This window comes from Desulfomonile tiedjei DSM 6799, from assembly GCF_000266945.1.
Classification (GTDB): domain Bacteria; phylum Desulfobacterota; class Desulfomonilia; order Desulfomonilales; family Desulfomonilaceae; genus Desulfomonile; species Desulfomonile tiedjei.
Map to the genome: position 1 here is coordinate 741,960 of NC_018025.1, position 20,037 is coordinate 761,996.

Annotated in this window: 17 protein-coding genes; 12 read left to right on the plus strand and 5 right to left on the minus strand. The window is 53.4% G+C overall.

Features of this window, described 5'->3' with window-relative positions; all coding sequences use genetic code 11:
* Positions 1 to 350: 350 nt before the first annotated feature.
* From DESTI_RS03195 to DESTI_RS03215, 5 genes are all read right to left on the minus strand, one after another.
* Positions 351 to 2,573, minus strand: a complete 2,223-nt coding sequence (locus tag DESTI_RS03195; RefSeq protein WP_014808527.1) for a xanthine dehydrogenase family protein molybdopterin-binding subunit — start codon at positions 2,571 to 2,573, stop codon at positions 351 to 353.
* Positions 2,570 to 3,565, minus strand: a complete 996-nt coding sequence (locus DESTI_RS03200; protein WP_014808528.1) for an FAD binding domain-containing protein — start codon at positions 3,563 to 3,565, stop codon at positions 2,570 to 2,572. The genes DESTI_RS03195 and DESTI_RS03200 overlap by 4 nt, the downstream gene beginning before the upstream one ends.
* On the minus strand, positions 3,562 to 4,098 hold the full coding sequence (locus DESTI_RS03205; protein ID WP_014808529.1) for a (2Fe-2S)-binding protein: 537 nt from the start codon (positions 4,096 to 4,098) through the stop codon (positions 3,562 to 3,564). The genes DESTI_RS03200 and DESTI_RS03205 overlap by 4 nt, the downstream gene beginning before the upstream one ends.
* A 137-nt stretch (positions 4,099 to 4,235) precedes the next feature.
* Positions 4,236 to 4,781, minus strand: a complete 546-nt coding sequence (locus DESTI_RS03210; RefSeq protein WP_014808530.1) for a DsbA family protein — start codon at positions 4,779 to 4,781, stop codon at positions 4,236 to 4,238.
* A 31-nt stretch (positions 4,782 to 4,812) separates the two neighbouring features.
* A complete protein-coding gene (locus DESTI_RS03215; RefSeq protein WP_014808531.1) occupies positions 4,813 to 5,298 on the minus strand; it encodes a redoxin domain-containing protein in 486 nt (161 codons plus the stop codon).
* 520 nt (positions 5,299 to 5,818) lie between these two features.
* Here DESTI_RS03215 and DESTI_RS03220 point away from each other — a divergent pair.
* The 12 genes from DESTI_RS03220 to DESTI_RS03275 all read left to right on the plus strand — a co-directional run bounded on the left by DESTI_RS03220 (position 5,819) and on the right by DESTI_RS03275 (position 20,001).
* The gene (locus DESTI_RS03220) at positions 5,819 to 6,442 is read left to right on the plus strand and encodes a TetR/AcrR family transcriptional regulator (protein ID WP_014808532.1); all 624 of its coding nucleotides are present in this window, start codon (positions 5,819 to 5,821) and stop codon (positions 6,440 to 6,442) included.
* A 188-nt stretch (positions 6,443 to 6,630) separates the two neighbouring features.
* A complete protein-coding gene (locus DESTI_RS03225; protein ID WP_014808533.1) occupies positions 6,631 to 7,149 on the plus strand; it encodes a DUF6125 family protein in 519 nt (172 codons plus the stop codon).
* Between the two features lie 367 nt (positions 7,150 to 7,516).
* The gene (locus tag DESTI_RS03230; protein ID WP_014808534.1) at positions 7,517 to 8,950 is read left to right on the plus strand and encodes a sigma-54-dependent transcriptional regulator; all 1,434 of its coding nucleotides are present in this window, start codon (positions 7,517 to 7,519) and stop codon (positions 8,948 to 8,950) included.
* Positions 8,951 to 9,214: 264 nt separating this feature from the next.
* Complete coding sequence (locus tag DESTI_RS03235; protein ID WP_041285923.1) at positions 9,215 to 11,077, plus strand: FAD-dependent oxidoreductase; 1,863 nt, start codon at positions 9,215 to 9,217, stop codon at positions 11,075 to 11,077.
* Positions 11,074 to 11,622, plus strand: a complete 549-nt coding sequence (locus DESTI_RS03240; RefSeq protein ID WP_014808536.1) for a QcrA and Rieske domain-containing protein — start codon at positions 11,074 to 11,076, stop codon at positions 11,620 to 11,622. Before DESTI_RS03235 ends, DESTI_RS03240 begins: the two co-directional genes overlap by 4 nt.
* Positions 11,623 to 11,624: 2 nt before the next feature.
* Complete coding sequence (locus tag DESTI_RS03245) at positions 11,625 to 12,941, plus strand: cytochrome b N-terminal domain-containing protein (RefSeq protein WP_014808537.1); 1,317 nt, start codon at positions 11,625 to 11,627, stop codon at positions 12,939 to 12,941.
* An 11-nt stretch (positions 12,942 to 12,952) separates the two neighbouring features.
* Positions 12,953 to 14,158: a c-type cytochrome gene (locus tag DESTI_RS03250; RefSeq protein ID WP_014808538.1), complete on the plus strand. Its 1,206-nt coding sequence runs from the start codon at positions 12,953 to 12,955 to the stop codon at positions 14,156 to 14,158.
* A 222-nt stretch (positions 14,159 to 14,380) separates the two neighbouring features.
* Entirely contained in the window at positions 14,381 to 16,282 is a 1,902-nt protein-coding gene (nosZ, locus tag DESTI_RS03255) for a Sec-dependent nitrous-oxide reductase (RefSeq protein WP_014808539.1), read from the plus strand.
* Positions 16,283 to 16,300: 18 nt separating this feature from the next.
* Positions 16,301 to 16,930: a hypothetical protein gene (locus DESTI_RS03260; protein WP_014808540.1), complete on the plus strand. Its 630-nt coding sequence runs from the start codon at positions 16,301 to 16,303 to the stop codon at positions 16,928 to 16,930.
* Positions 16,931 to 16,941: 11 nt separating this feature from the next.
* Positions 16,942 to 17,346: a hypothetical protein gene (locus DESTI_RS03265; RefSeq protein ID WP_014808541.1), complete on the plus strand. Its 405-nt coding sequence runs from the start codon at positions 16,942 to 16,944 to the stop codon at positions 17,344 to 17,346.
* 262 nt (positions 17,347 to 17,608) lie between these two features.
* Positions 17,609 to 19,054, plus strand: a complete 1,446-nt coding sequence (gene nosD / locus DESTI_RS03270) for a nitrous oxide reductase family maturation protein NosD (protein WP_014808542.1) — start codon at positions 17,609 to 17,611, stop codon at positions 19,052 to 19,054.
* Positions 19,051 to 20,001 carry an ABC transporter ATP-binding protein gene (locus tag DESTI_RS03275; RefSeq protein WP_014808543.1) on the plus strand — a complete coding sequence of 317 codons (951 nt, stop codon included), beginning with the start codon at positions 19,051 to 19,053 and terminating at the stop codon, positions 19,999 to 20,001. Before nosD ends, DESTI_RS03275 begins: the two co-directional genes overlap by 4 nt.
* Positions 20,002 to 20,037 lie beyond the last annotated feature (36 nt).

Genomic DNA, 20,037 nt, shown 5'->3' on the forward strand with positions numbered 1-20,037 from the left:
GGCGCTCTTCGCCATGGGAGTTGGTATCAGTTGCCTAGTGTGGCGATACTATTCTGTGCCTAGAAATGCCCTGTTTTGTTGTTACGTGAAAGCCGTGACGGAGGCTCCCACACGCTCATCTGCCAATTTATGACCGGACAATCCCTTCATCGCACGGCTGTCGTGTGTTTCCGAGCATCTGATACCATTTCGCAATTATGCATATAAGATAGCGCAGGCTGAGTTGTTCTGAGCGGAGTGATTAGACGGCTTTGCGTCGTCCGGAGCGAAGGATACCTCCAGCCTGCCAGATTATAAAAGAAAAGCGAATCGGTATGAGTCCTTGGAAATGAGACCTTCACACTACATTTCTACAGCAACTTATCGAGTGTAATCGGCAAGTCCCGGATGCGTTTGCCGGTGGCATGGAAGACGGCATTGGCGATGGCTGCTGCCACCCCTACGATGCCGATCTCACCGAGCCCCTTGGCGCCGAGCGGGCTGACCGCCTCGTCGTGTTCTTGAACGAAAATTATGTCGATATTCTGCACGTCAGCGTTAACCGGGACGTGGTAGTCCGCCAGATTGTGAGTCATGAACCGCCCGAAGGTATGATCGATCACGCTTTCCTCTTCCAACGCAGTCCCGATGCCCATGACAATCGAGCCGAGAACCTGACTCCTGGCCGTCTTGGGGTTAAGGATGCGGCCTCCGGCAACAGCGCTGACGACCCGCGTGACGCGGATGGTGCCGAGGTCCGGATCGATTTTGACCTCCGCGAAAACCGCGGAATGCGTGTAGTGCGAATATTCCATCTGCTGCGGCATTGACTCGCCGGAAGCTTTCTCTTCGATAGCACCGAGCCCGCCGTGCCGCATCGCCTCAATGATCGAAACGGCTCGAGACTCGTCTTTGCGCAAACGGATGTGTCCATTCGTAAAGATCACGTCTTCCGGCTTTGACTCAGCGAGCGGGGAACCATCGATGCTCTGCGCCAACTGGAACAGCTTATTCCGTATCTTTTCGCAGACGGATTTGACTGCCGATCCGATTGAGGATGCCGTCCATGAGCCTCCCTCCACAGGCGATTTCGAAAGAGACGAATCGCCGAGCCTGAATGTCACGTCCTCGATGGGCAGCCCGAGCGCCTCTGCAGCAATCTGGGTCATGATGGTGTACGTGCCGGTTCCGATATCCGCTGTTGCACTGCCTACCGTGAGTTTGCCGTCCGCGGTCAGCACAGCCTTTGCCTCTGCTGTTACATGGAACGCGTCCCAAACGCCGGTGGCCATGCCCCAACCGATGAGCATTTCGCCGTCTCTCATTGACCGTGGCTGAGGATTGCGTTTCGACCAACCGAACCTCTCCGCGCCGATCCGGTAACAGGCACGGAGTTCTTTGCTTGAGAACGGCTTGTCCTCTAACTGGTCTCTTTCAGTGTAGTTCTTAAGCCTCAGCTCGATTGGGTCAATTCCGGCCTTGAAGGCGAGCTCGTCCATGGCACATTCCAATGCATACAAGCCCCATACAGCTCCCGGTGCCCGCATGTCGCCGGGTGTGTACACGTCGAGCTGCACGACCCTGTGGCTAAGCTTAATGTTCTCGCACTGATAAAGCAGGCCTGTCCACGTGACCACGGGCTCGCTGTAGTCTTCGAATCGCGAAGTCTCAGCTATCGCTTCGTGTGTGACGGATTGGAGCGTGCCATCGGCTGCGGCTCCCAGAGCCAAGCGTTGCCAGGTGGCAGGACGATGCGTGAAGGTAAACATCTGCTGGCGCGTGAGCGAAACTCGGACGGAGCGTTTCAATTCCCGCGCAGCCAATACGGCCAAAAATACCTGATACACCGGGCGTAGACCCGAACCGAACGCCCCACCGACAAACGGCGATACGACTCGCAGATCTTCCTTTGAGCAACCGAACACGTTACAGAGGTAGTTTTGGACGTTCTGCACGCCTTGAGTTTTATCGTAAACCGTGAGCCTGCCATTTTCGTCCCAAAGCACAGTCGTCGCAAACGGCTCCATGGGATTGTGATGCTCGGCAGGCGCATAATACTCAACTTCAAGCTGCACGGCGGCCTGGGCGAAGGCTTTCTCAGGATTGCCGCGTGGAGGCGGTGGCGGAGGGATAAACTCCCTGGGTTTCGGTTGATAAGCCTTTTCACGTTCCTGATTGAGATTCGTAGCATGAGGTTGTCGCTCGTATTCAACCCGAATGAGTGAAGCGCCATGCTGCGCGAGCTCAAAGGTGTCGGCCACTACCAAAGCAACCGGTTGGGCGCTGTATTTGATGTGGCCGTCGTAAAGCGGGCGAAAAGGAGATCCGGGCGGTGCGACCTCGTCGCGATAGCTGTCGTCGGATTGTGCCAGTTGAGGGATATTTTCGTGAGTGAACACTTGCAGGACGCCGGGCAGTTTGAGCGCCTGGGTCATATCGATCCGAACGATCTTCCCTTTGGCAATGGCGCTGGACACGACGACACCATAGACAAGCCCGGTGATGGAGTACTCTCCTGCGTACTTCGCTGTACCCATCACCTTGGCGCGTCCGTCGACGCGGCTGGTCGGTTTTCCGATATGTTCAGTCCTCATGCGTGTCCCTCCTTGAAAGCCGCCTGACTTAAGGCGCGCACAATGGCGATCTTCGCCAGCTCGATCTTGAAATTGTTGTGACCATAGCCCTTCGCGTCCTGCAGTAGGGCTCCGGCAATTCGCTCGAAGTTGTTCCGACTGGCGTTTTGGCCGTGCAGCAGTGCCTCGATTTTGGGATCACGCCACGGCTTATGTGCCACGCTACCCAGCGTGATCCTGGCTTCCGTAATCCTGTCGCCATCCATCTCCAGCGCTACAGCCACTGAAACAAGAGCGAAAGCATATGAGGCCCGATCGCGGACTTTGAGGTACGAATAGTGTTCGGCAAAGCCTTTCGCTGGTAAATCGACCGCTGTGATGATCTCGTCGGTTCGCAGGTTCGTGTCGATTTCGGGTGAATCGCCGGGCAGCCGATGGAAATCGACCAATGCGACGGTCCGCTCGCCTGTCGGCCCGGTAACGTGAACGACAGCGTCAAGTGCAGCCAGGGCTACGCACATGTCCGACGGATGTGTGGCAATGCAGTGACCGCTCGTCCCGAGGATAGCGTGAGAGCGGTTGAACCCTGCCATGGCAGAGCAGGCAGTCCCAGGCTCGCGCTTGTTGCACGGCGTAGCCGTGTCGTAGAAATAGCAGCACCGGGTCCGCTGCATCAGATTTCCCCCAACGGTCGCCATGTTGCGGAGCTGCGCCGATGCCCCGGCCAGGATAGCCTTGGAGAGCAAGGGATAGCGTCGCTCGATTTCCTCGTTGTAAGCGACCTCGGTGTTCGTTACCAGCGAGCCGAGTCGCAAACCCCCATCCTGCCCAGGCTCGATTTCCCCCAGAGTAAGGCGAGTGATGTCAATGAGCCGGCTCGGCCGCTCTACGTTTTCCTTCATCAGATCAACAAGATTTGTGCCTCCCGCGATGAACTTCGCTCCTTTGTCCGATGCGACCTCGCGTACGGCGATACTAACGTCGTCGACTCGGGTGTAGGTAAAGCTGTTCATCGTTTGTTCCCTCGTTCTTCCGTCTGTATCACTTGCTCGATTGCGGCGATGATATTCGAGTAAGCTCCGCAGCGACAGATGTTCCCGCTCATCAGTTCCCGGATGTCGTCCGGTGATTTCGCTCTGCTTTCACCTATCAACCCCACTGCCGAGCAGATTTGGCCGGGCGTGCAGTACCCGCATTGAAAGGCGTCGTGTTCGATAAATGCTTCTTGCAAGGGGTGAAGCACCTCTCCCTCTGCAAGCCCTTCGATAGTCGTCACCTCTGCGCCGTCCTGCATGATCGCCAGGGTCAGGCAAGAGTTGATGCGCTTCCCATTCACGAGGACCGTGCAGGCTCCACACTGGCCGTGATCGCACCCCTTCTTCGTCCCGGTCAGGCCGAGATGTTCCCGCAGTGCATCCAGCAGGGTTGTCCAGGGAGCAACCCATAGCTGTTTCACTGCACCATTGATTTTGAGAGTGATTTTGCTTTCTGTGGGCAACGGAACCGTTGCCTTCGCGGTAGTGTCAATTTTTGACTTGCTGCTCATGCTTACTCCTTATTTGCCCTTACGAAATATGCACAGGTTAGAAAAGTGGAAGGGAACGGTTTGACGAATAGTGGAGCCGCGCAGTTCTCAACCGTAGCGACTATCCGACATAGATTCTCCTCTTGCTCATGAGGTTCTCAGACAGCGTGCAGCACCAATTCGGATTCTAAAACGGACAGCATGGAATCATAATCAGGAGACCCGTCATAACGTGTTCCATTGATGAAGAAAGTCGGCGTGCCGTTAACCCCACTGAGGATACCGTTCTGACGGTCTTTCCTAATGCGCTCTTGAACGATGCCTTGTTTGACATCGTTCCTGAATTTTTCGTGATTCAACCCGATTTCCTGAGCCCACAAGTGAATGACGTCCGGATCGAGGAGGTCCTGCCGTTCAAAGAGCAGATCGTGCATCTCCCAAAATTTGTCCTGGAGCGCCGCGGCTTCCGCGGCTTCAGCTGCGATCAGGGCATAGGGATGCGCTTGGGTCAAAGGGAAGTTCCTGAACACAAATCGCAGCTTTTTCTGTAAAGCTTTCTGTAAGCGCTTTACCACGGGATATGCAGCTCCGCAGTAAGGACACTGGTAATCGCCGTATTCCACGAGCGTTAACGGTGCATCGGCCGATCCTTTAATATGGTCATGTGCTGAAACTGGCTGGGTAAGTGTGGCCGATCTTTCCATGATACTTCCTGACTCGGACATCGAACCAGCTTCAAGCGCTGAGTATTTTGTCGCCTTGGGCCATCGATTCGAGAGCTTTAAATATGCCGTCAGCCCCCGGATTGATGCCCACCGGCGAGACGTGACTCCAGCGGATGATGCCCTTGGCATCGATGACAAACAGCGCCCGCTCCGCTTCGCCGTCCTTCTCACGGTAAACGCCGTACTGACGGGCCACTGCCCCTTTGGGCTCAAAATCCGCCAGGAGAGGAAAGTGCAATTTGCGATCTTTGCTGAATGCGAGATGGCACCACACGCCGTCGACTGAAATACCGACTATCTGCGCTTCAAACTGTGCGAATTCAGGCCTCAACTCGTTATAGAGCGCTAACTGGTCACTGCAAACGGGACTCCAATCAGCCGGATAGAAGACCAAGACTACCGGATGTCCGCGAAGATCGGAGAGACACACTTTCTGATCCGGGGTTGTTGAAAGCGAAAATTCAGGCGCTTGGGTACCCGGTTTAAGAGCTGTCATCGGGTTCTCCTCACTGTTACATAGGACCGGCCGGATTTCATGGATGCTCCTGCAGTAACAGCAATTTTTGTTTGCTTGTCAGTACTGCCTGATTGAATGCTTGAGCACGTCTCGACAAAACCGATAATGGAAAAACCGTGTCCGATTTCGATACATCTATCGGGTGACGACTATGCTGAGGCAAAGAACGCGGGCAGTTTCTGCGCTGCCATTTGGACACGCGCGATTCCATTGTCGGTCACGTGGACGTCTATGACAGCGAAGCTTTGTTGGTCATGGATTTGTCGTATGCCTTGCGTATTCGTACGCCTGACTCACCAGTATTTTCGCATTACGTTGATTGCATCAATTTCCTTTGTTTCCAACTAATTAATGACTTCAAATTCGTTTGGCCAACACTCTTTTACTATTTTCGGCCCATTCATCGTTTATGCGTTTAGATGCCCCTTCCTCAAAAAAAGTTCGCAGGCGAGATTCCGGTTGACAAAATTAGAATTGGGTTCTAGAATACAGTTCTAGAATGAAAGAGACAATCACACGACGCGAGAAATCCGCCTCACGGCGGCGAGAGATAATCCAGGCAGGTTTAGCCTGTTTCACCGAGCGTGGATTTACCGAGACAAGTATGGCGGAGATCAGACGCAGGTCCGGTGCGAGTACCGGGAGCATCTACCACCATTTCAAAAGCAAAGAGCAACTCGCTGCCGCCATTTATCTGGAGGGCATTCGAGATTACCAGACGCGATTCTTAGCGTCTCTTGAGGAGCAGACGGAGGCTCGCGAAGGCATATTCGCGGTGATTCGTTATCATCTCCGATGGGTCGAAGAGCATCCGGACTGGACTCGGTATCTCTTTCGGCAGCGCCATGCGGGGTTCATGGCCGAAACGGAAGAGGAATTCGCGCGGATGAATCAGATCTTTTTTCAGCGCTGCGCTGACTGGTTTCGGAGGCACGTGAAAGCGGGAACGCTTCGGCAGTTGCCGCCGGATCTGTACGGCTCGTTGCTTTTAGGACCATGTATGGAGTTCACACGGCAATATCTTGCAGGCCACACTCGGACTTCGCCGGACCAGGCCATCCAGGAGCTTGCGTCTGCCGCTTGGCGGTGCCTTAGTTCTGATACGGACTTGCGGTCAAGATGATTTTATAGAGCCGGCGGCTCGGACCTGCTCTACAGGTCCGTGGCACCCAAATTCGATGTTGGTCCTGAGTACAGGGGTGCCACTGACCTGCGGAGCCAGCAGGTCAGTGGAGTGAGCATCTTGAATGCAAAATGGTATGAAACGGCGGACTGAATCCGCCCCAGTCCCTTATTACAAGGAGTGAGCCCATGAAAGCCTTTGAAGAGATTGGGAAATCCGCATTGAGGGAATTGCTGATCAAGAACTGGATGACCCATGACGGCACGTGGTTTTATCATTGTCTGCAGACCGTCGGCATCGAGAAGACCAATGAACTGAACAAGGCTGCGATCAAGTCTCTCGCCGGAATCGAGATGGGGAGAATCCGTAAAATTTTTGAATTCACAAAACCTCGAGTCGACAACCTTGAGGAATTGACGGACTTCATTGACGCCGCGTTTCGATTGAACATCGGTGATTTCATGGGAGCCACTCACAGTTTTCCTGAGAAGAACCTCCTGCGCTGGGAAGTCGGGGACCAGGGATGTTGGGCCTACCGTGGCGTGAAACGGCTTGGGGTGATAGACCGTTATGAATGCGGAGTCATGTACCGAATTTTCTGCTGGTTGGATTGCCTTGGAATTCAGTACAGAGTGTCTCCCAATGAGATCGGTTGTCTGTTTCACAAGTACGGCAAATGCGCCGGCGATATCAGGTTGTTTTCTTGACAGGAAAAACTGGATCGAAAATCGCAGAGAAAGTTTCCCCAGAATTTGATACAATTACTAACAGCGAGGCTCATTGCCCACCCCGCTCGGTGGCGATTACACGGGAGAACCTAGCTGAGCTGCAGGTGTTATACCATTTCGTAGTTATGCACATAAGATAGCGGAGGCTGGAGTGTGTCCTGAGCGGAGTGATTAGACGGCCTTGCGTCGTCCGGAGCGAAGGATACCTCCAGCCTTACAGATTACGAAAAGAAGAGCGAATCGTATTAAGTGTTCAGCGGGTTCGACAATCACACGGGAGCAGTGAGACAGATCTCCTCCGGATTGCCGGATCACAGGGCACCTCTTTCGCTGGGATAGAAACCACATGGAAAGGCCCACGGTCATATTGCTTATCCATCCTGAGGAACAGATGCACCTTGCGTGCAAACGGATCCTCGGCAGAGAAGGGTACGAAGTCAAGTGTTGTGCGGACTCTACCCAGATCTCTGAACTGGTGGACAGGCACTCGCCCAACGCGGTACTTACGGCTGTGAGGATGCCGGACAAGGACGGGTTCCAGGTTTTGAAGGCAGCCCTGGCCAAGATGACGAGACTGCCTGTGATAGCGATCACGACCCACGCGAGTATTCCCGAGGCTGTCATCTGGCTCAAGCAAGGAGGAGCCGATTACCTTGCCGTCCCTTTTGCGGCGGACCAGCTCGTCCGAGCAGTGGATGAGGCCCTCCGTGGGCTTCGAGCGTCAGAGGGTCCGCCTAAATCCGACCGTTTGAAGACCAGTACTGCTCTGGACGCAATAATCGCAGCGAGCCGCCCTATCCTCAAGCTGAAGAGGGTTTTGCCCAAAGTGGGCCGCACCGACGCGAGCGTCCTTATCCGCGGCGAGACGGGCACGGGCAAGGAACTCCTTGCAAAAGCAATACATGAGTTGTCCCCGAGACGATCTGCCCTGTTCTTGCCGGTGGACTGTGCAGCCCTGCCTCCGACCCTTTTGGAGAGCGAACTCTTCGGACACGAGAAGGGAGCGTTTACAGGAGCAGACAGATCTCGATTCGGACTCTTTGAAGTTGCCAATCACGGAACAGTTTTCCTCGATGAAATCGGAGAACTCGATGTGGCTACGCAATCCAAGTTGTTCAGGGTCCTCCAGGAAGGGCAGATCCGTCAAATTGGAGGGAGACGGAGCACGCCGATTGACGTTCGAATCATCGCCGCGACCAATCGAGATCTGGAGGGGGGGATTCAGCAGGGGTTGTTTCGTCCCGAACTCTATTTTAGGTTGAACGTAGTCTCGCTCACCATCCCGCCATTGAGACAGAGGAAGGAGGACATCTCCCTGCTTTGTGAACATTTCTTCACGCTATTCAGGCGTACCCACGAGCGACAAGATCTTGCAGGCTGCGATTCAGGCTTTATTGAAGGACTTATGGAGTACACTTGGCCTGGGAACATCCGGGAACTGATGAACGCTGTCGAACAAGCAGTGGTGCTGTCTGATGGCCCCAACCTGACGAGGACAGATCTTCCGGCGGCCTTGTTACAAAATCAGCCTGGTCCCAGCGGTCGCGACAGAGACGTAGACAAAGAGACTCTCGATTATGCGACAGCAAGGGAGCAACTAATTGATGCTTTCGATCAAGAATTCCTCAATCGTCTCCTATCTGTTTGCCAGGGAAATCTTTCGGAGGCAGCTCGAAGATCGGGTCTAGCTCGTAAGACCCTGTATAATAAACTGAAACGCATCGGCGTCCTACCCTTCGACGTCAACGAGATCGATTCAACAAGCGAAGATGTATCCTGACATACACACGTTAGATTATCGCTCTATTTCCCATCCTTGAGAACTCTTCGTTGCTTATTCCTCGTAAGATGTTTCTTCGGTTACACAGTTGTGACGATCGAGACCGCGATGAGAAATCCCTACCAATCAGCTTGGTAAAAACCAAAAGACTAAGCATCACAGCATGTTCATGACCACTGCTTTGCATGGGTCGTTGTTGGCGCGGAACTTGCTAAGGCCCGGATGAGCATTTCTAGATTCATTGTGCCAGTGAGTTTCGCCGTCATGAGTATCCGTGTCAGACTGAACCGCCTCGAAGATTACTCCCTCAAGGTACCTTGCAGGGAGGCATGCCCCGTACACACTGATGCAGGGAGCTACGTCCGTGCTATAGCCCGTGGACGATACGAGGAGGGCTACCGGCTGGCGAGGAACCCTAATCCGCTGGCATCGGTCTGTGCGCGGGTATGCGCCGCTCCGTGTGAGGACAAATGCAGGCGAGGCACCATAGACTCTCCTATAACCATCCGAGCCTTGAAACGGTTTGTCTGTGAGAAACACGAGGCTTCGTTCCCCCCGGAGTTCCATCCGCCTCGACCCGAAGATCGGGCTGCCTTGTCGCATTACAAAGTCGCCGTCATCGGTGCCGGGCCTGCGGGGATGGCCTGCGCGGACACTCTCCTTGACTGGGGCTATCCAGTGACTCTGTTTGAAGCGACCGAAATGGTTGGCGGAGCATTGTGGCAGTTCATCCCTGAGTACAGGTTGCCGCGCTCGGTGTTGGATCTCGAAACACGTGCGCTATTGGAAAAAGGACTCGACCTCCGCCTTGAGGTACCGTTGAACGACAAAGTCACTCTCTCGTCTCTCCGTGAGCAAGGTTACAAGGCTTTCTTCTTGGCCTGCGGCGCCGCGAGGGGACTTGATCTTGCCATTGAAGGTCGGGACGCGGACGGCATCTTCAGAGCTGTCGACTATCTCCTCAACGTGAACAGAGGATACCGGGTAGATCTTGGGAAGAAAGTGGTAGCCATCGGAGGGGGCAGCGTAGCTGTTGACGTTGCACGCACTGCACTGAGACCTGCTTACCGAGAAGGCGCTGAGGTTTTTCCATCGACCGAAGAAGGGCTCACAGGGCTCGATGCCGCGCGGTCAGCATTGCGAGGCGGAGCGGAGTCCGTGACTATGGTGAGCCTGGAGTCACTAGAAGACCTGCCTGCCGCCCGTAGCCAGCAGGGAAAAGAGGAACTCGCCGAAGCTCTCGATGAGGGTGTAAAGCTTGAGGCGGGGTTCGGCCCGAAAAGGATTCTTGTGGAAAACGGTAAAGTTGTCGGTGTCGAATTCCTGCAAGTCGACCGTCTGTTTGACGAGGAAGGGCGCTTTCATCCCTCTTTCAAGCCAGGGACTGAGTCCACTCTGGAAGCCGATGCGGTAATCCTGGCAATCGGTCAGTCGCCAGAACTCTCTTTTCTCAAGGAAGAAGACGCCATAGAGCTTACGTCCAGGGGGACCATCAAAGTTGACCCCGTCACCATGGCCACGACTGCCCCCGGAATATTCGCCGGAGGAGATGTAGCTTTTGGTCCCCGCATTATCATTGATGCGGTCGCGAATGGCAAAAGAGCGGCGAATTCCATTGACAAGTTTCTCCGGGGTGTCTCGATGAGAGAATGCAGGAACGTCGTTGTCGAGGAGCTGAACCCCGATATATTTCGACGCGATCCGCATTATGATGTAATCAACAGGGAGACTCCGCCTCTTGAGTCTTCTGACCGCAGGATAGGAGCTACGGAGGTTGAGAGAGTTTACGACGAGTATACGGCAAGCAATCAGGCTCTCCGATGTTTGGATTGCTACGTCCACACAATCTATGACCCTGAGCTGTGTATTCTCTGTGGTAGGTGCACAAACACGTGCCCCACACGCTGCATCACTTTTGTCTCAGCCGACCTTCTCGAATCAGACCACGAATCTACTCGCGATTTTCTCGCGGCCAAATCAGTAATAGATAAGACAGCGCTCATCAAAGATGACGACTTGTGTATCCGCTGCGGGTTGTGTGCACACGTGTGCCCGACGAATGCCATGACTCTCGAGCGGTTCCAGGTGGAAGAGCAGATTCTTTGTAATCAGGAGGGGACACTTTGAACAACACGAATAAGCCAGGATCCACCAGGCGTTCATTTCTTGCCAGGCTTTCTCTCTGGATCGGTGGCCTGGCAGCCGGAGGCAGCGTTTTCGCCGCAGTGAGATCGCTGATCCCCAACGTGCTGTACGAGCCGTCCAAGAAAGTCAAGATCGGGACGGTTGATTTCATTCCGGAAGGCGTGACCCTTTACAAGGACGCGAAGACGTTCATCTGCAAACACAGCGCTGGAGGGAAGACGAAGATTCACGCCATATCAGCCATCTGTACACATCTGGGCTGCATTGTTCAACATACGGAGAGCGAAGAAGGAAAGGCCGGAATAAGAGACAAATCTACCGTAGGATTTTCCTGCGCATGTCATGGGAGTCAGTTCACCATCGACGGCGATGTGATCAAGGGACCCGCTCCGGAGCCGCTGCCGTGGTTGGGAGTATCGATATCTCCTGATGACGGCCAATTAGTTGTGGACACCAGCAAGATCGTCGAAAGGCAGAAGTCCCTCCTCGTACTGAAGCCCAAAGATTCCAACGTCAGGAAGGTTTGACCATGGAAGTGTTCCAAAGGAGCCGTCGTTTCTTCTGGTCATACTCTCCGCAGTCTGCTCGTGAGGCGTCGGATTCAGTGGTCAGGAATTTTCTGCTCCACGTCTTCCCAGCCTACGTCACAAAGAAAACCCTGAGTCTTGCCACGACCTTCTGGTTGGGGACTATCACGTGGGTCCTGTTTATGATCCTGACGATCACCGGAGTGATCCTCATGTTCGTGTACGTTCCCTCTGTTGAACGGGCGTATCAGAGCATGAAAGACATTGAATTTGTGGTCAGCTATGGATCGATCCTCCGATCTATGCATCGAATGGCTGCTCACGGTATGGTGGCTCTTGCATTCTTACACATGATCAGGATCTGGTACACCAAGGCGTACAGCGGTCCCCGAAAACATGGAAGCAAAAGGGAGATTAACTGGCTGATCGGTCTTATTCTTTTCGTGCTCACCCTGGCATTGTCCTACACAGGGTATCTCCTTCCCTGGGACCAATTGGCGTACTGGGCGCTTGTCATCGGGGCCAACGTCGCGAAGAGCGCTCCTCTCGTGGGCGACAAGATGCGCGAAATCCTCATTGGAGGAACCGAAATCGGCCAAAATACCCTCATCCGATTCTACATTCTCCACTGCGTGGCCCTGCCAATTCTCCTCGTCGTCGTGGGGGCTTATCATATGTGGCGCCTTAGAAGAGATGGAGGGTTGGCAGTCACCGATCGTTTGACCCTGCTCCACGATGCCCAGGGAGAAGAATTGAAGCCGAGTCCCACCAAGACGTACACCTTGCTCGGCATCAAGGAAGGAACGACACTTTCGGTGCGAAGCAGCGCCCTGCCGGATTCTCTGCTGGCCCGAGCTAATCCGGAGTTGACCACACGGCTTCTCATTGTGATTTTGCTAACCCATGTGGTGGTCTTGGGTGTTTCACTATACGTCACGGCCCCGCTGGAGGCGCCTGCCAATCCGTTGGCTCCTCCGAATCCCGCGAAGGCTCCCTGGTATTTCCTTTGGCTGCAAGAACTCATAGCGGACACTACCCTAAAAGTCGGCAACTACGTGATAAACGGGGGCTTCGTAGGAGGAATCCTGATCCCTACGATTGCACTGGTTGTTCTCGCAGTCTGGCCCTTCTTGGACAGGAGTCCGGACGCTGCCATCGGCGTGTGGTTCCACCGGTCCAGGTGGGTGCAAAACGCGATCTTCACTATAGCCGTTATCGCTATCATCGGGCTCATCATCGTGGCTGCGTACCTCAGGGGGCCATTCTGGAACCTCTATTGGTTCGGCGAACCATGGCCGCAGGTCCCCAAATTGTACTGAAATGAGGAACCATGAGAGAACTGCCTTTATATTCTTCCCGCAAGCTTCAGTTGATTGTCTTGATACTGGTTGTGGCCCTCGCAGTACTGGTAGCGCTTCTGATTCGCACCGACTTCATCCAGGGCTGGCGGACCCATCAGGCGAAATTCAAGAGTGTCATAGCGGAAAAATTCGGGCCGGAGAAAGCGGCCGAAGTAGAGACAGGGATTCTCCAAATCTGGGTCCCTGATCTGGAGACTGCTGACCGATGCATCACCTGTCATATGGGAGTGACGTGGAAGGGACTTGAAGACCAATACATACCGTATTCCAGTCACTCACGCCCTGAACTGATGAAGAAACATCCGATTAACAAGTTCGGATGTACAACCTGTCATGGCGGCCAGGGCTATGCTACCGACATGAAGGAAGCGCATGGCTGGGTGGAACATTGGGAGGATCCGAGACCCGATCTTCAGTTGGCCGAGAGCTATTTGCTCAAAGACACCAGCGGATTCATCCAGATGAAGTGCAACTACTGCCACCGGTACGAAGAGAAGGTTCCCGGTATGGAGTTTATCGACCACGCGAAAGAGCTCGTGAAGAAGAAAGGGTGTAAGGCCTGCCATGTAATCAGTGGCACTGGTGGGAACATCGGACCGGATCTCACGTACGAAGGTGACAAAGGTAGAGAAGAATACGATTTTTCCTCCGGGGCCGTCAGCTCTCCTACTATCTTCAACTGGCACATGACCCATTACAAAAATCCGAAAACAGTAGTACCAACGTCGATCATGCCTGAATTCCAGTTTTCGACTCAGGATCTCCAGTCTCTGACCCTTTTGACCCTGAGCTGGAAGAAGAAGAAACTTGCAACACACTATTTACCCCACGTGAAAGCTATTCCTGAGAGAGCACCGGAGGATCTGGCCAAAGAGGAAGCGATGCTCAAGGGCGCGGGAGCCTTTTTCGTGAAAAAAAGATGTTTCATCTGCCACTCAATTTCAAGCCTCGACGTCGATTCCCCAACCAATATCGGTCCTGATTTGGCACTGGCGGTCAAGAATGTCCCTAAGAAGCACCTTATGGAAGTTGATAAATTCCTCTTTGAACCCAAAGGGACTATGGCAGTGATTCTCGCTACCCCTCAGTACAGTTTGACCGACGAAGAGAAGAAACAGGCGACGACACTCCTGAAGGAGGCCTTCGACAAGGCTCCCGAGGAAGTCAAGAAGTGAAGATAAACCGGGATATGTCAGATATCGGATTGAGCTGGCGACCTGTCGTCCGACTCTAGTCTGTGGGAAAAGGAGGTGGAAGGAGAATATTCTGCCGAGGTTTGAGCAACACCGGTATTGGTATCCATCCAAGGCGGACCTTAGGACACTTTGGCAGGGAGTCTGAGGGATTCGACTTGGTAGTGGATGATGTGAACCATGAGACTCTGGAGGTAACACAAAATGAATTGGAAGAGGATGATTTTCTTCGTGGGCCTTGGGATTGCGGCTCTGGCCATGATCGGCCTGACGAGCGATCCCGCATGCGCCCAGCAGCGTCGTGAAAGAGTAAAAGAAGGCGCTCCGGCGAAAGCCGACATAGGGGAGAACGCCCTAAAGGTGTACGTGCCACCGGGAGACCTGGATGAATACTATGCATTCTTGTCAGGAGGTCACAGCGGTCAGCTTTACGTTTTCGGGCTGCCTTCCATGCGTCACATACGAACGATCCCCGTCTTCACCCCGTATCCCGCCACGGGTTACGGTTACGACGATGAGTCGAAAAAGATGTTGGGTGGACTCACCTGGGGTGACACTCATCACCCGGGTCTCTCCGAGACTAAGGGCGAATATGACGGGCGATGGCTGTTCATCAATGACAACGCTCATGGGCGGGTCGCTCGCATCGATTTGAGAGACTTCAAAACCAAACAGATATTCGGCCCTATCCCCAATCTGGCTGGAAATCATGCGTCCGTGTACCTGACCTGGAATACAGAGTACCTCTTTGGGGCAACTCGGTTCTCGATTCCGATTCCCAAAGGGACCGCGGCAGACGTGAAAGATTACAAGGAGAAATATAAGGGAGTCATCTCGGCCATCGCGGTGGATCCCAAGGACGGCACCATGAGCCTTGGCTGGCAGATCGTGATGCCGCCCTGGAATTACGACGTGGCCGATGCCGGCAAGCTCGTCTCCGGTGATTGGTGGTTTGTGACAACGTACAACACCGAAGCCGAATTCATTGACGGCAAACCGCTTGAGATCACCGCGTCGCAAAGAGACAAAGATTATATCATAGCCGTCAACTGGAAGGGAGTGGAAGGCGAAATAAAAAAGGGCAATTTCACGGAGATCGACGGAGCAAAGGTCTTTGATCCCGTCAAGACCCCAGGGTTCGTGTTCGCCGTGCCTTGTGCCAAGTCTCCCCACGGAGTGGACGTTTCGCCTGACGGCAAATGGTTCATTGGAAACGGCAAGCTGTCCCCAACGGTGTCCATCTTCAGTTTCGAAAAACTCCAGAAGGCCATCCAAGAGAAAAACTTCGCTCAGCACGATATGGGAATTCCTGTGGTGAAGTTCGAGGCGGTGACCGAAGCAGACATCCCCGTCGGCCTTGGTCCGCTCCACACAGTATTTGACGACAAGGGTTTCGCATACACATCGCTCTTCGTCGAAAGCGCAGTTGCCAAATGGCAATGGGGTGGCGGCGGACGTGAATGGAAGATGGTGGACAAGATTCCTATCCAGTACAACATCGGCCATATCGCTTCCTGTGAAGGCGACACGGTCTCGCCAAAGGGCAAGTGGGTGTTCGCACTTAACAAGCTCTCCAAGGGCACCCATCTTCCCGTAGGACCGGATCAGCCGGAGAGCGGCCAACTGATTGACATCAGCGGCCCTAAGATGAAGCTGATAGCTCAAGCCTTTCCTGAGCCTGAACCTCACTATGCCCAGATTATCAAAACCGACAAGATCAAGAACGTCATCGAGGTGTACGCCAAGGCGGAAAATAAGAACCCGAACGCTGTCTGGGACCCGAAGGATGCCAAGGTTGTGCGTGAAGGAAATACCGTGAAGGTGTGGATGACGCAGATCAGATCCTCCCTCATGCCGAACGTTGTTCGCTGTAATGAAGGAGACAAAGTAATTATGCACGTCACCAACATCGAAGAGATGCGGGATGAACTGCATGGGTTCGGGATCTGCGGATATGACATCAACGGTGTGCCTTCGCCCGGCGAGACACTCTCCTATGAGTTCATCGCAGACAAACCCGGCGTGTGGCCATACTACTGCACAAACTTCTGCTCGGCTCTCCACCAGGAGATGCAAGGCTATCTGATCGTGAATCCAAAAAAATAGCGATATACGGAGATGATCATGAAACCAGTGGCTGTTGCACGGTTCTTGATTCTGGTCGCGGCTGCGGCGCTCATTATCGTCAGCATGCGTTACCCCATGTGGTACATGTATCTCGATTCCAATAATTTTCCCAATGGCATCGGGATGTCGGTCTGGGCTACTCATCCGGGCGATCCGGAAGACATTGCCCAGTTGGACGGTGGCCTCAAGGAGGTTAACGTTCTCAATCATTTCATTGGAATGAAAGAGATCTCCAAAGAGACCATGCTGATCTTCACTGTCCTGCCCGTCGTGCTGGTGATAGCAGCGATTGCCTGTGTTGCTGCCGCATTGTTTCGGAGGAAGTGGACCAGTCTTGCGGTAGTCATTCTCTTCGCAGCTATCTCTGTTGGCGGAGTGATTGTACTGGTCTATAGTCTCTATTCCTTTGGACACCATCTGGACCCAACAGCCGCTATCAAGATTGACCCCTTCATGCCCGGCATTTACGGAGAGCACCAGTTGGCCCAGTTCACCACCTATTCAAACTTCTACTGGGGGACCTATCTTCTGGTAATCGCGTTCCTTCTCATACTGGCGGCTTGGGTCATCGACATCATTTCCTTTCGCCGCGAGCGTGAAGGGCTCACTGCCCCACCTGGGGAGTGAAAGGAAACACCATGAAAAAGCTTAAGGCTGCAAAATCCGTTCTCGGAATGATTACGGCGTTAATTTTCGTTTTAGTGGCTGGTTCGGTCTGTGCTCAGGAACAGGCCATAAAGATGGAAGACCTCGAAAAACTCGCTAAGGAAGCTCTCGCGAATGCAGAAGGCACCAGGAAGATCGTCGCAGGCGTGATTGAAAAAGTGGAAAAGGAGATGCCCAAAGACGCAAGCAGTCTCCTTAAGGGCGAAGTCGACGGCGCCAAAATGTGGTTCAAGAAAGGCGATGATCTGCTGGCCAAATGTAAGAAACAGATCGAAGAGAAGAAGTTCACGAAAGAACTTGTTATCGATCTCAACCAGGCCTGGCGATGGCTGGTAGAGGCCGGATCGGAAATCGTAAGGGCGTCCATGATGGAATAGCCCATCTAGTATCCATTCAGTTATTCGTGGGTAAAATCCCCCCTGCCCCCCTTTAAAAAAGGGGGGTAAAGAAGCAACTTGCAATTCCCCCCTTAATAAAGGGGGGTTAGGAGGGATTTATAATGTCGGAGGGACCCTGATGCAGGGAAGGTACTCTCTACCCCCTGTAACTAAATAGCTACCTCATCTATCAACAAGCCCTCACTTTCCTTCTCCCGGTTAGCTCGCCGGGAGAAGGCCTACCTGGGCGGGAGCGAACCGGATGCGAGGAGGATACAACTATTCGGGACTCATGAGAGGGTTTGTCATTGCTGCGGTGACTGCTTTTGTCGCGATAGTGGTCTCGCCGCTCTGGGCTGCTGTCATTACTGTCGGCAGACCCGCTGACGGAGAGAGCTTCGACTCCATTCAAGAAGCCCTCGACAAGGCGTCGCCGGGCGACGAGATCCGCGTATATCCCGGTATCTACCACGGTAACATCCAAATCAGAACAAATGGCATCGTCATGGAAGGAATCGACCGGCCGGTGATCCAGGGTGAGAAGACCGGCAACGCCGTCACGCTGGAGGCGGACGGTGTGACCTTCAAAGGCTTCTTGATTCGCGGGGGAGGTCGGGATCTCCTCAAGGACGATGCCGGCATCAAGTTCGTGAAAGCGAAAGAATGCCTCGTAACTGAAAACCGGTTGGAAGACAACCTTTATGGAATGTATCTGTCACAGGCCGAGAAGTGTGTGATCACTCATAATGTCATACGAGGAAGGACCTACGATTTTCAAGAAGACCGAGGCAACGGAATCCACACCTGGGATTCACCCTTCAACAGGATCGAGCACAACGATATCGCCGACGCACGTGACGGCTTTTACATTTCGTTCTCACACTTTTGCACGATTGATCATAACAAGGTTCACAGGACACGCTACGGGCTTCATTACATGTATTCAAACAACAACTCGTTTTCATACAACACACTCATCGACAATGTGGCTGGAGCCGCCGTAATGTATGCGAAGGGATTCAAATTTTCCGGGAACGTGTTCGCTCATAACCGCGGGTTCAGGGCGTATGGTGTCCTGTGGCAGGATGTAAGGCATTCGGACTGCTTCGATAATCTCGTATTTGACAACACGATCGGTTTCTACTTCGATCAAGCCGGGATGTCCAAAGTACACAATAACCTGGTCATATCCAACGACGTTGCCAGTGTCATCCTGGAGAACTCGGAGGATAACGTCATCTTCGAGAACAACTTCGTCAACAACCTTTCTCTCTTAAGATTACGAGGCGCAACTCAGGCAGGTCGAAACAACGTCTTTTATAAAGACGGCAAAGGAAACTATTGGAGCGACTATCGGGGATATGATCTCGACGGGGATGGTGTCGGGGACCGATCGTACAAGCTGGAAGGGATTTTCGATGCTTTGGAAGCTGACATACCAGAGCTTCGGTTATTCTTGTTCAGCCCGTTGACTGCCGCCCTGGAGTTGGCAGAGAGGGCATTCCCTATCATCGAAGTCACAGTTACGGCCGAAGACAAATTCCCTCTCATGAAACCTGTCAAGATCGGTGGACCGCCTCCCGAAGCCATCGCCAAGAGCCGCGTGGGGAGTGCTGAAGCATTCGAACGTGTCTTTGTCGGCCTATTTTCGTCGGTTCTTCTCGGCGTTTGTCTCCTGATGGCAAAGAAAGGACGTGCTGTCGGATGATCACGTTACGCAACCTCCAGAAGAGATTTGGCCCCGTCAAAGCCCTGGACGGTCTCGAATTCGATTGTGACGCTGGAGAAATCGTTGCGTTGGTAGGACCCAATGGCAGCGGTAAATCGACAGCACTGAGGATACTTGCGGGCATTATGGGAGCCAGCGGCGGAGAAGCGCGGATTGGGTCGGATAAGATAGACATGTCATCGGTCAGATTACGCAACAGGTTATCTTATCTGCCACAGCGGATCGAGTTCCCGCGTCAGATTACGGCGAAAGAAGTGCTTACCTTTTTTGCCGGGATCAGGCAGATTTCCGCAGAAAGAGTCGCTCAGTCCATATCCAGGTTCGGATTTCATGGATTCGAGAAGAAGAAGGTTGGAGAGCTCTCTGGCGGTATGCTACAGAGACTGGCCCTTGCCGTGGTGTTCCTCCCTTGTGCTGATGCGTATGTGTTGGACGAACCTACGAACAATCTGGATGCCGAGGGCCTTGCACGCTTCCGAGAACAGACAACCGAAGCCGCAGGCCGCGGGGCATCGGTGATCATGTCAACGCATATTTTAAGAGAGGTCGAACACTTGGCGCACAGAATAGTCGTCATGGCGAACGGGAAGAATTTGTTCACTAAAAGAATTGAACAGTTCTCCAGTGACCTTAGCCAATCCCGGAAGATGTGGCTCACCATAGACAATCTCTCTGAAGCCCATCGGTCCATTGCACTTCAGTCAGGTGCAGAAAAGGTGGTGATGAATTGCAACACCATAACCGTGGAATGTGGGCAAACACTCAGAATTCCCATTCTGAACTCCCTTTTTCAGGCAGGAGCAGCGATAAGGCAGTTCGGGCTGTGCGAGCCTTCCCTTGAAGACATGTACAAGCAAGTCCTGGAGTCTGAGAAGATGGATTCGCATGATCAAGGCTCGTCCTTGCAGCGATTGTCATCTTGCTAACGCAAGGAACCTCTGCATTCCCTGGAGGAATGTGCA